The organism is Mycoplasmopsis equigenitalium (assembly GCF_024498255.1).
GTDB classification, from domain to species: Bacteria; Bacillota_I; Bacilli_A; order Mycoplasmatales; family Metamycoplasmataceae; genus Mycoplasma_H; species Mycoplasma_H equigenitalium.
In genome coordinates this window covers 86,101-97,769 of sequence record NZ_CP101808.1, presented here as the reverse complement: position 1 = coordinate 97,769, position 11,669 = coordinate 86,101, and the positions used below count along the sequence as shown (strand labels likewise).

The following is an 11,669-nucleotide window of genomic DNA, read 5'->3' as shown; positions in this document are numbered from 1 at the left end:
CTTTTAAGTATTATTTCAACATTTTTTCTTTATTTTTTGTTGAAGTATTTAAAAAATTGTTTTTTATTTTATTTTTGGTACACAAGTTTTCCGTTTTTATAAAAGGTTTCGATGTTTACGTGTTCATCAAACACAATAAAATTTGCTTTAACATTCACTCGTAATGAACCATATTTATTTAAGAGATTATATTTTTTAGCAACATTATAAGATGTGTAGTGAACGATTTGACTTCAAGTAGCTTTTGTTGCTTGTTTAAAATTATCAACAATTCGATTATATGGCTTACCGCTACCAGAAATGGTATTGGTTCCTTTTAAGTAAAAAAGATCTCCGCGTTTTTCGTTTTCTAGGCTACCCAAAATATAATATCCATTTGGCAACCCTTTTTGTGGTAATGAATCAGAAACAATGGTAAGGTTGTTTAAATCAATATTTTTTCAAGTATGTTCTAAAACTTTATTGCTTGTGTGCATTCCATCAGCAATGATTTCAACACTAAAATCATTTGGTAATGGTTTATGTGTTAAAATCGTGTTTACTATCGAGTCATCACGATGATTGAATCCTGAACAAGCATTGTATAAGTGTGTAACACGAGAAAATAGATTAATAGTACCGTCACTTGATAAGTTATATGCATTAGAGTGACCAACACTAAACTCAAAAACATTTTGGTATTTCTTTAATAACTCTGAATCATTTTCTTCGGGCGCAATAACAATTGATAAATGATGTGAATAATGTTCTTTAATTCAATTTAAAATTTCATCAGTTGCGGGCTTGATTAATAATGGATCGTGTGCCCCCTTTTTTGCAATTGAAATAAAAGGTCCCTCCATATATCAACCAAGCAATGTATCAGGATACTTATTGATTATTTGTTCATAAACATTTGTTAGTATTTTAAGTTTATCAAACGAAACTGTAACACTGGCTCCAAAAACACCTGCCACACCTTCCTTCACAAGCTCTTTCTCATAAACTGATCATTTTTTTTCAAAATCTTCGTCATCTACACAAGTAAAATCTAACCCATATCCACCATGAGTGTGTGTATCAATAAAAGCCGGCATAAGAATTTTGTTACTACAATCAATACCTTCTTTTGCTGTTTTGCCTTTTTTAATAGATAAGATTTTCCCGCTTTTATCATCTACTTCTACATAACCTAAATATTCTTCTTTGTGCGTAGCAATTAACACATTTTTGTAAATCATAATTACTCCAATCCCATAATCTTAATTACTTCTCTTAATTTATTTTCATCAATAGCCTCGTCTCAAGAATTATTAATTCTAACTGCTCGGCCTAAGTGAATATGATCAAAACCTTGCTTTAATAAGTAGGGAATATCGTCTACTTTAACTCCGCCACCAAGTAAAAATGAGATGCCATATTTTTTACTTCATTTCTTATATTTTTCTAATTCTTCTTTGTTATAAAAATCAAAAGAAGTGAGTACAGTATCAAAGTTGGATTTACTTAATATTTCAAGTGCTTTTTCTTTGTCCATAATTTGTTCAAAAGCGCGATGAAAAGTAAATTTTAACTTTTTAAATTTACTTAAATCTTGAATTAATTTTTTATCAATTTGATTGTTTTTTAAATACCCACAAACATATCTAGAAATGCTATTATTATTTTGCACTTTTTGAATGATTTTCAATGTTTTTTCAACGATTTCTGTTGAATATTCGTTTTCAAAGGGTTCACTAAAACGCACCATTAAGGCAACATCAATACTATATTTTTTTAGTTCTTCAATATCACTTAAACTTGGTGTATAACCACCGTGTTCCATACTGCTACAAAACTCGGTTCTAATTGAATTAAATTGACTTAAGATTTTAATGTCTTTTAAGTCTTTAGAAATGATTTCTAAAACAGCCATTATTTAACCTTAAACATTAAGTCGCCAGTTTTTGCTTGACCTAATTTTAAATCAATAATTGTTTTCTTATTTGATTCAGGTAAAACAAGAACAATAACATCGGTACTTGGAACTAAAGTAGAAATTGCTTTGATATCTACGCTTGCTAAAAGATCTCCTTGTTTAACACTATCTCCTTGTTTAACAAAACTCTTTAATCCTTTACCTTTTAAATTAACTGTGTCAATTCCAATATGAATTAAAATTTTAGTGTTTTTAGTCGCAATCCCATATGCATGAGCTGTTTCAAAAACAGTTTCTAAATTACCATCACAAGGTGCGTAAATATTAACCACATCACCTTTTGGTTTTACTGCAACACCATCACCTAAAAGTTTTTCGCTAAAAACTCCGTCGTCTAACACCTTTAATTCTTGTACTTCACCTTCACAAGGTGACATAACTGATAAATTTTGCTTAATAAATCACATATTTTCTCCTTTTTCTTAAATATTATATTCTTATAAATATAAATTAAAAAACCTTTAATCTATTTTATAAGGTTTTAAGGGCTCCGTTCTCAAAATCTTATATCGTATAAATTTGTTCTTGAAATATTGAAGGGGTTCAACCAACACCATCAGTAAACCAAACAAATTTATAACACACGTATATTGTTTCCTACTTTTAATATCAAAATGTGATTTTTTAAGAGCAGGCACCCATTCTTCAAAACACTATTATTCACTATTATGCATTTCCATTTTTGTAATCGTAATTAGTAACTATAACTTCTTCAATAGCACCGCGGCCATCCCTTTTACTATTAATCATTCATTTACCATAAACAATATCTATGTTAAATTCTTTATAAAGTTCACGAATTAACGGCGTGTTATGATTACTTAACATTACATAAACACTTTTTTATCCATTTCTTTAAATACTTTAGCTAATTGTATTTGTCCTTCTTTACCAAAAGAATTTTTATTTTTTAATATATCGTATGGTGGATCGAAGTAAACAAAATCTCCTTGTTTTACGGTTTCTAGACTTTCTTCATAGTTTTTGCAACAAATAATACCTTTCGAAGTGTTAAAATACGTTGCTAAATTTGCGAAATTTTGATGCTCAAAGGCATTAACCTTTTTCTTCTTACCGCTCGGAACATTGAAAAAACCTTTTGAGTTTACACGATACATTCCATTAAAACACGATTTATTTAAATAAATAAAACGAGCCGCTATTATATGTTTAGGTAAATTAAGAAAATCAGATTCTTGATCCATTTTTCTTATTTGCAGAAAATAATCTTCGCTATGATTTTTCTCATGTTCTTTCAATGTATTAATTAAATTATTCAATGTTTTTTTATTCTTAAAACACTCGAATGTCACCATTAATTCTTTATTAATATCATTAATTACAAACTTTTCTGGCTGTAATTTAAAAAGTAATGCACCACCTCCTACAAATGGTTCAAAGTATGTATCATATTTCTTAGGTAATCGCTTAACAATCTCGTTTAGCAGCTGTGTCTTACCACCATCTCATTTAACAAAGGGGTGTAGAACAAGCAGCTTATCGAGTACACCTTTTAGTTTAAGTCCTAAACTGTTATATATTTTTTGAATCGTTAAAAACTGCACACCCATAATCTGTCCGTTTTCAATACTCGTTAATTGTGTGCGTTCAATACCCGCCTTTTTAGCTAAGCCTTCTTGGGAAATTCCTGCTTCTTTCCGTAAATTTCTTATATCGTTACCAAGATCAATTAAAATTTTTTGTTCATTCATAAACTAATTATGAACTTTTGTCTAGTTTTATAGACAACATTAATAAATAAAAAAGCGCGGTTTGCGCTTTTTATTTTCTTCTAATTTCTTTAAGACGAGCTTTTTTACCAGCACGGTCACGCATAAATCATAATCTTTTACGACGTACTTTATTCTTTCTGGTAATTTCAATCTTTGAAATTAATGGTGAGTGAAGCGGAAAAGTTCTTTCTACACCAACGCCGCCTTCAGAAATTTTACGAACAGTAAAATGTTCACGTGTTCCTGATTCTTTTTTATTAATTACTAAACCTTCAAAAATTTGGATTCTTTCTTTTTCCCCTTCTTTAATCCGCATGTGAACTTTAACATTGTCACCCGTAGTAAAATCTGGGAGATCATTTCTTAACTGACTTACTTCAACTGCTTCTAATAATTTATTTCTCATTTTTGATCCTTTCAAAGATATCTGGACGAATCTTTTTGGTTTTTTCAATCTGTTGTTGTCTTCTTCAATTTTCAATTTCTTTATGATTACCATTCAACAATACTTCAGGAACTTTCATTCCCTTATATTCGCGTGGTTTTGTATACTGTGGATAATCTAAATACCCTTCGTTTTCAAATGAATCATTTTTATGCGAATCATCTCGAATGACATTAGGAACTAAGCGAATGATGCTATCTGCCAAAACAACTGCTGCGATATCACCATTAGTTAAAATATAATCACCAATCGATATCACTTCGTCAACAAGTTCGTTTACACGTTCATCAAACCCCTCATATCTACCAGCAATAAAAGTAATTTCTTTTAAATTAGCAAGACGATGAGCATCTTTTTGCGTGTAAGGTTTGCCTTGTGGTGAAATTAAAATTTTATGTCCTTTAACAGTGGCTAACGCCTTGTCAATGGGTTCGACCATTAACAACATTCCGGCACCGCCGCCATAAACAGTATCATCCACACTATTTTGTTTGTTATTAGAAAATTGTCTTCAATCAACAACATTAAATTCAATTAACCTTTTTTCAACCGCTTTACTAATAATTGACTCATTAATAAAAGCATCATAGTATTTGGGAAAAAGTGTTAAAAAATTGATTTTCATTATTTTTTAGCAGGTTTTTCAGCTTTTTTAACTGCTGGTTTTTTAGCTGTTGTTGAAGTTGTCTTTTTTGCTGCTGGCTTAGCAGCTTTTTCAGTTTTAGGTTTTGCGCTTGCTTTAGTAGCTGGTTTAGCTGCTTTTTCAGCTTTAGGTTTTGCTTTTGCTACTTTAGCAGGTTGTTCAGCTTTCTCAGCTTTAGGTTTAGTATTTTTGGTTGCTTGTAATTTTTCTCAAAGTTTTTTACTTTTAAGTAAATTTTTAAATGTTTGTGTTGGTTGAGCACCTTTTGCTAATCAGTCAACAATTCGATCTTCTTTAACAAATAAATCTTTTTTATGGGGATCATATGTTCCAAGATTCTCGATAAATTGACCATCACGGGCTTGACGAGCGTCTACGGCTACAAGTCTGTAGAACGCGCTAAAACGCTTACCACCACGAGTTAATCTTAATTTAACCATTTGTCTCCTTTATTTTTATACTTTTTAATAATACCATAAATAAAAAGTGTAAAGCAAAAAAACTTTACACTTAATATTTATTAAATAAATACGTCATTATTTATTGTCGACAAAGCAAACAATATAATGGTAATTACGAGAATTAAAACTGTTGTTGTAATAAATGTGATAACTCATGCTTTACTTGGATATAAATTGCTGCGTTTGAGTGATAATAAAAACTTGACAAGAAAAACTAAAGATCATACTAAATAAATCATCGGCAATGCAAAAAGAGGTAACCCTAATGCTAAATTGTTTTTATCAAGCATAAGTTTGAAACCGTAAACCATTGCAAATGAAATTCAAATACCTAAAATTATTAAAACTGCTGCTAAAACTGATGTTCATGATGTTTTTTGATTTATTTGTATTTGTGTGCCACATTGACTACAATGTTTGGCTTTTAAATCATTTGTTGCTTTGCATTTTACGCATATAATGACTGCTTCTTTAAAATTCAAGCCGCAATTTTTACAAAATTTAGCGTCTTTTTCGTTTTCAACTTTACATTTTTTACAAATATTCTTCTTATTTAAACTAAACATGATTCTCCTATTATCATTTTTCTTCTTATTTGTTAGATTTCTTTAAATTGCAATACTTATGCAAAATTTGAGCATTTTCCAAATTTGTTTTTCCACCTTTCGTATATGGTGTAATATGATCGATTTGCGCTTCTTCAATTGAAATTATTTCTTCGCCGCACACGCTGCAAATATTATTATTTTTTCTTGCTAATTCGTTTTTTTCCTGTAATGAATAATTAAACTCTCTCTTGCTAGCACTTACCAAACAATTCATCAATTCATGATGAAAAATTTCAATTCGATTATAAACTTTACTTGCATTACCCGAACTTCCTTCGGTATGTTGGATAAAATTTGCATCATTTATTATTTTATAAATTGCCGTTTTTATCAACGACATGACATTTTGAATTTTTTGCCTACCATTTGATTCGTTGTAAATATATTGAAAAATTGGCAAAAATAAAGCATCAAAAAGCGTCTCTGAAAACCGTTTATTTTTACAAAAAACATGATAACCAATATATTCTTTAAAAATATCCATAGTTGATTTGAATGTTTTTAATAATTTTTTAATTTCAATGTCATCTTCCAATTTATAAACTTTTTCCATGTATCCATTTATATGTTTTTGGACACTACCTTTGTAGTCTCAGTGATTTGTTTTATTTAATGAGAAAATCCATAACAATGTTTGTTCATACTTCATCCTCAAATTATCACGATTACTAAACAATTCCTTTAAACCATTGTTATTGTCTTTGACTCACTTTTTAAGTGCGTCATTGAATTTACCGTGGTAAATGCAATTTCTAATTTCTTGACCATTTAAAGGAATTGCACCTTTATTAATTCGTTCAAAAATATCGTATTTTTTCTCATTACTTTTATGGTCAAATTCGCATATCGTTAGTTTGTAACTTTCTAAAAGTCGTTGTGTAGTTTCGTCTAAGTCTTTATAATATTTTTTATTTAATGTTATTAATTCTTCCAGTCCTGTAAGCATAAATTCATTATTTAAAAATCTTTCTAAAGACCTTAATCTTTGTTGTCCATCGATTACTTCTTTTTTGTAATTTTCATCAAAAATTAAATAAATGGCAGGCAATGGAATTCCTAGTAAAACCGACTCAATTAAACAAGAGGATTTTTTATTATTATAAATGTAACTTCTTTGATAAGTTGGAATATAAATGTCACCTCTTCGCATCTCGTTGATAATTGTTAATATATCTTTTACAGAAATCGAACTATTAATTTGTTTATTTTTAATTTCTTTTATAGTTTCTGACATCATATTACCCTTTCTATGTAAAATAAAAAGTAAATATATACAAAATATACTTACTTTAAATTTACATATTAAATTCCATTACCATTATTAGTAATGTCTGAACTATTATATATATATATATATATATATGTGTTGAGCGCTGAATAAGTTTTTACTTAAATTCATCTTATTTTATATTATACATTATATTAATAAGCTTTTACCAGATAATAAAAACTTGATAAAATTAAAAAAACACCAATATGGTGTTCTTTAAAGATTTAACTATACAACTTAATTGCGTCTTTTGCGATTAATAACTCTTCATTCGTTGGAATAACATAAACTTTAACTTCAGAATCTGGTGTAGAGATAAGGGTATACCCCCCTTTAACACCACTCGTATTAACTTCATGATCTAGTTTAATATTTTTAAAATGTAATCTATCTATTACATTTTGACGTACACTAGCAACATTTTCGCCGATTCCGGCAGTAAAGACAATAGCATCAGGATTACCACCAATTTTATTAGCATAAATTGCGGTATAATCTGCAATTTTTTGCGCATATAAATCTAGTGCAAATAAAGCATTTTTATCTCCTTTTTTTGCTGCTGATTGAACATCACGCATATCACTTGAAATACCACTAACTCCTAAAAGTCCTGATTTTTTATTTAGAGCATTAGTAAATTCTTGAATATTCATACCGCTTTGATTCATAATAAATTCATGAATTGAAGGATCAATATCCCCACTTCTTGTGCCCATCATAATACCTGCAAGCGGTGTCAATCCCATTGAAGTATCAAATGATTTTGAATCCTTAATCGCGCAAAGACTGGCGCCGTTTCCTATATGTAAATTTACAAAATTTACTTTATCTTTATTTAAAATCTTTTGCAAAGTAAGTGTGACATAACGATGACTTATACCATGTGCTCCATATTTTTTAACACCGTATTTTTCACTTAATTCTTTAGGAATTGGGTATGTGTTATTTACCTTGTTTATTGTTGTGTGAAAGGCCGTATCAAAGTTAACAGACATTTTGGCTTTTGGCATCACTTCTTTAAAAGCCCACATCGCTTGCACTGCCCCAGGATTATGCAATGGCGCATAAATTGAAGCTTTTTCTACAAGTTTAATTTCTTTTTCACCAAGTTTTGATGCTTTATCAAAATATGGGCCGCCCTGCACTACTCTAAAACCAATATATTCAATTTCTTTTGCATCTTTAATTATTTTATGTTCCGAAAGCATTTGTAATATATGTTCAACAGCAACCTTGTGATTTGGCATCACAACATCTTTTTCGATTTTTTCACCATTAAACTTAATAGAAATATTTCCCATCGGAAGAGTGATTCTTTCCGCCAATCCACTAGAAATCAATTTGTAGTCTTGCTTTTCAAATAAAGCAAGTTTAATTGAGCTGCTTCCAGCATTTATAACTAAAATTTTTGACATTACTTTGCCTCCGTTTGGAGAGCGCTAATTAAAACTGTATTAACAACATCATCAACACTTGAGCCACGTGATAAGTCATTAACAACTTTTTTGGTTCCAGTAACAATTGGTCCAATTGCACCAAATCCACCTAAACGTTGAGCTATTTTATAACCAATATTTCCGGCATCTAAAGTTGGAAAAATGAAAATATTTGCTCTTCCTTCAAAACTAGGTAATTTATACTTTGCTGCTCTTACTTTTGTATCAAACGCAGCATCAAATTGAACATCACCAATAGCAATGTTTTCTTGATTTAATGAATTGTATTTCTCAGTTGCGTTATGCACTAAAATCGACTCGTCACTTTTGGCTGAGAAATTAGTAGAAAATGATAAAAATGCCACTTTTGGTTCGATATTTAAACTTTTTGCAAAATTAGCGGTGTTTTGCGCAATCTCTACAAGTTGATCTTCAGTAGGTTTAATATTGATAGAGATGTCACCAAAAATGTAATTTTCACTACCTTTATGCATAATCATTAAACTTGAAATTGTTTTAACACCGGCTTTAGGACCAATCGCTTTAAAAGCGGCGCGCAAAATATCAGCAGTTGAGTAATTTAAACCACCAACAACAGCATCAACTTCATCATTATGCAACATCATCATTGCATAGTAAGGCAATTGTTGAAGATTAACTTGAGCTTGTTCTTTGGTTTCCTTACCTTTGCGAATTACTACATAATCTTCCACATATTTAGCAATTTTTGCAGGATCATCATTAATGTTTAAGTAGGTTAATTCGCTACTTTTAATTGGTTTATCAGTAAGTAAAATTGTTTTAATGTTTTTATATTTCTTAAGAATTTCGGCCGCTTCTTTGGTTCTTTGATCTTGGCCATCAATTAAAACAATGGTTTTGGTATTAAGTTTTTTTACCTGGGTTTCCAAGTATTTAACAAAATTCATTTTTTCTCCTTTTTCAATATATGAAATTATATACATAAACCGTAAATAAAAACGGCCGATTTGGCCGTTTTTTAATTTTTAAAAACTTTAGCAAGTTTAATTAAGATAAATGTATAACGAATTAATTCAAGAATTGAAACTAAAAGCGATGTTCCAATAATCAAGGTTGTTTTCATATAATCACCAAATGATAACGAGGCAGCACCGATATAATCTTCATCCATGCGTTTAATTTTTCAAACTTGGAAACCAATCATTAATGAATATGCTAAAAATCCAATTGACGCATACATTGCAAAGTAAAGATGATTTGATACAAAATACGAAATAATTCCAAACACTAAAATTGCAATAAATAGTCCAAGAATTAGAGGTCAAATCTTTCCAAAATTAATTACATTGAAGTATCCTAATAACCCCATAATTAAAACAGCTCCACCAGGGATCGCTAAAAGTAATGTAAACTCAGCTGTGGTAAAATCTTGAAAAGCATAAAGAAGTATATAACCAATATAAATTCCTTCAACCATAGTGAACGTTATATAGTAAATTAAAACTAATCACCAAGGCATAAAGTAAACTGTAAAGTTACCAATCAAAATGAAAATAATTGCAATGATACCAACAATTACAACTGTTTGCGTATTATTTTCTACCATATTAGCAAAGAACATTGTTTTTGCTTCAAGATAAGTAAATAAGGCAAGAAAAATTAAACCGAGCGCAACCCAAAGTAAAGCACCACTAAGAATGCTTCTTGATTTGGTTTTTGTTTGCGTTTCTGTTAAAAACTCGTCATACTCAGCTTTGTTTTGAGTGTTAATATTTTTAAACATTTTTCTCCTTTCGAAAACTGTCATTATTATACATTTTTAATTGATTATACAAAGATTTTAGTTTTTTATTCCAATGATTAAGTCCGCTTTTAGTAATGGTAATATTACTCTTATTTAAGTGCTCGACAAAAGCACTAAGTGGTCATTCACTATTTTTAAAACGCAACTTAAAATACGCTAATTGATCATCACTAAAATATTTTGTTAGTTTATTTTTTTTAATAAAATTAAACATTTCGATAAACTCTTCATTTGCTTTGAGAGTTTTGTTAATGTTAACAATATCAATATTCCCTTGGCGATTTAAGTTATTTTGAAAGTCTCTTTGAATTTTAATATTTTCAAGTTCTAAATAAGCAATTGGCGTGGCAATTGCTCGCAAAAAATCACAGATTGCATCAATTTTTTTGATATACAAAATATATTTATTACCTTGTTTGGTTACTTTAAAATCAAAATTTTCGTAAGCATTAAGAATCTTAGCAACTTCTTGTGCTACCCATTCTTTGTACGTGCTTAGTTGTAAATGGTAATATGTTGAGTCAATTTTATTAATTGAACCCGCACCCAAAAACATTCCAGCAAAAAAAGCTGTCTTGTCGCTAAAATCAATTTTGAACTCATAATCTTCATTCGGGATAATAACTTGTTTTTTATTAAGAATTACAGCATAGTCAATTTCCAAAAACTTGAGACTTTCAATAAAAAAGGTACGAACCTTTTTATTATTGAAAAGCACATAAAAAAAATTTTCGTCCTGTTTTGAGGAAGAAATAATCATTCCATTAATTAATGATTTAAGTTGTGGTAAAGCAAGATCTTTACTCATTATTTCATTTTTAATTTTGTGCGCAAAAGTCATAATTGAATTATATGCAATAAAGCAAAAAAAGGCATAAAAAAAAGCGGCTCCCTATTTTCCCGTTTCCGGTATCTTCGGCGTAAAAGAGCTTAACTACTGAGTTCGGAATGGTATCAGGTGGACCTCTTTGCTATAGCCACTGATTAATAGTATACACACTTTTTTCAAAAATTATTATTTTTTTTATAAAAAATTTGGGCATCGCCCAAATCAGATCATTATTTTGTTGTTTTTTTAGTAGTTGCTGCTTTTTTAACAGTAGGTTTAGTTTCTTTTTTAGCTTTTACAGGAGCAACTGTTTTTGTTTCTTTTTGTGCTTTTACAGGAGATGCAGCAGGATTTTTAGCTGCTCTTCTTTGATCGCGAAGCGCTTCTTTTCTTAATTTTATTTTTCTTTTTAAAGCACGAATTTTATTTTTTAATCTGACTTCTTTTCTCATAATTTTTCTATTATATATTATTTATATAAATATGTTAAATAAAAAGTAG

General features: G+C 29.5%; 15 protein-coding genes and 1 rRNA gene. All 16 read right to left on the bottom strand.

The genetic code is table 4. From position 1 onward, the window contains the following. Window positions 1-68: 68 nt before the first annotated feature. The 16 genes from NPA09_RS00420 to NPA09_RS00345 all read right to left on the bottom strand — a co-directional run bounded on the left by NPA09_RS00420 (window position 69) and on the right by NPA09_RS00345 (window position 11,620). Window positions 69-1,220, bottom strand: a complete 1,152-nt coding sequence (locus tag NPA09_RS00420; RefSeq protein WP_187468885.1) for an amidohydrolase family protein — start codon at window positions 1,218-1,220, stop codon at window positions 69-71. A 2-nt stretch (window positions 1,221-1,222) separates the two neighbouring features. Further along, window positions 1,223-1,894 carry a copper homeostasis protein CutC gene (locus NPA09_RS00415; protein WP_129722480.1) on the bottom strand — a complete coding sequence of 224 codons (672 nt, stop codon included), beginning with the start codon at window positions 1,892-1,894 and terminating at the stop codon, window positions 1,223-1,225. Beyond that, window positions 1,894-2,364, bottom strand: a complete 471-nt coding sequence (locus NPA09_RS00410; protein ID WP_129722483.1) for a PTS sugar transporter subunit IIA — start codon at window positions 2,362-2,364, stop codon at window positions 1,894-1,896. Before NPA09_RS00410 ends, NPA09_RS00415 begins: the two co-directional genes overlap by 1 nt. Before the next feature lie 259 nt (window positions 2,365-2,623). Further along, entirely contained in the window at window positions 2,624-2,785 is a 162-nt protein-coding gene (locus NPA09_RS00405; protein ID WP_256541831.1) for a hypothetical protein, read from the bottom strand. Beyond that, window positions 2,785-3,669 carry a Dam family site-specific DNA-(adenine-N6)-methyltransferase gene (locus NPA09_RS00400; protein ID WP_129722486.1) on the bottom strand — a complete coding sequence of 295 codons (885 nt, stop codon included), beginning with the start codon at window positions 3,667-3,669 and terminating at the stop codon, window positions 2,785-2,787. The genes NPA09_RS00405 and NPA09_RS00400 overlap by 1 nt, the downstream gene beginning before the upstream one ends. A gap of 70 nt (window positions 3,670-3,739) precedes the next feature. Further along, a complete protein-coding gene (gene rplS / locus NPA09_RS00395; RefSeq protein WP_129722489.1) occupies window positions 3,740-4,096 on the bottom strand; it encodes a 50S ribosomal protein L19 in 357 nt (118 codons plus the stop codon). Then, window positions 4,086-4,760, bottom strand: coding sequence for a tRNA (guanosine(37)-N1)-methyltransferase TrmD (gene trmD / locus NPA09_RS00390; protein ID WP_129722492.1), 675 nt, complete (start codon window positions 4,758-4,760; stop codon window positions 4,086-4,088). Before trmD ends, rplS begins: the two co-directional genes overlap by 11 nt. Further along, window positions 4,760-5,218, bottom strand: a complete 459-nt coding sequence (gene rpsP, locus NPA09_RS00385; protein WP_129722495.1) for a 30S ribosomal protein S16 — start codon at window positions 5,216-5,218, stop codon at window positions 4,760-4,762. The genes trmD and rpsP overlap by 1 nt, the downstream gene beginning before the upstream one ends. Before the next feature lie 80 nt (window positions 5,219-5,298). Continuing rightward, window positions 5,299-5,805, bottom strand: a complete 507-nt coding sequence (locus NPA09_RS00380; protein ID WP_129722498.1) for a zinc ribbon domain-containing protein — start codon at window positions 5,803-5,805, stop codon at window positions 5,299-5,301. A 25-nt stretch (window positions 5,806-5,830) separates the two neighbouring features. Continuing rightward, entirely contained in the window at window positions 5,831-7,081 is a 1,251-nt protein-coding gene (locus tag NPA09_RS00375) for a GmrSD restriction endonuclease domain-containing protein (RefSeq protein WP_165036245.1), read from the bottom strand. Between the two features lie 260 nt (window positions 7,082-7,341). After that, window positions 7,342-8,532: an acetate/propionate family kinase gene (locus tag NPA09_RS00370; protein WP_129722504.1), complete on the bottom strand. Its 1,191-nt coding sequence runs from the start codon at window positions 8,530-8,532 to the stop codon at window positions 7,342-7,344. Beyond that, window positions 8,532-9,482, bottom strand: a complete 951-nt coding sequence (locus tag NPA09_RS00365; RefSeq protein ID WP_129722508.1) for a phosphate acetyltransferase — start codon at window positions 9,480-9,482, stop codon at window positions 8,532-8,534. The genes NPA09_RS00370 and NPA09_RS00365 overlap by 1 nt, the downstream gene beginning before the upstream one ends. A gap of 71 nt (window positions 9,483-9,553) precedes the next feature. After that, on the bottom strand, window positions 9,554-10,318 hold the full coding sequence (locus NPA09_RS00360) for an MAG0110 family membrane protein (RefSeq protein ID WP_129722511.1): 765 nt from the start codon (window positions 10,316-10,318) through the stop codon (window positions 9,554-9,556). Then, the gene (gene whiA, locus NPA09_RS00355; protein WP_129722514.1) at window positions 10,311-11,180 is read right to left on the bottom strand and encodes a DNA-binding protein WhiA; all 870 of its coding nucleotides are present in this window, start codon (window positions 11,178-11,180) and stop codon (window positions 10,311-10,313) included. The genes NPA09_RS00360 and whiA overlap by 8 nt, the downstream gene beginning before the upstream one ends. Before the next feature lie 38 nt (window positions 11,181-11,218). Then, window positions 11,219-11,324: ribosomal RNA gene (rrf, locus tag NPA09_RS00350) — 5S ribosomal RNA — on the bottom strand. Window positions 11,325-11,398: 74 nt separating this feature from the next. After that, window positions 11,399-11,620 (bottom strand): hypothetical protein, encoded by a 222-nt coding sequence (locus NPA09_RS00345; RefSeq protein WP_129722517.1) that lies wholly within the window; start codon window positions 11,618-11,620, stop codon window positions 11,399-11,401. Between the last annotated feature and the right edge of the window lie 49 nt (window positions 11,621-11,669).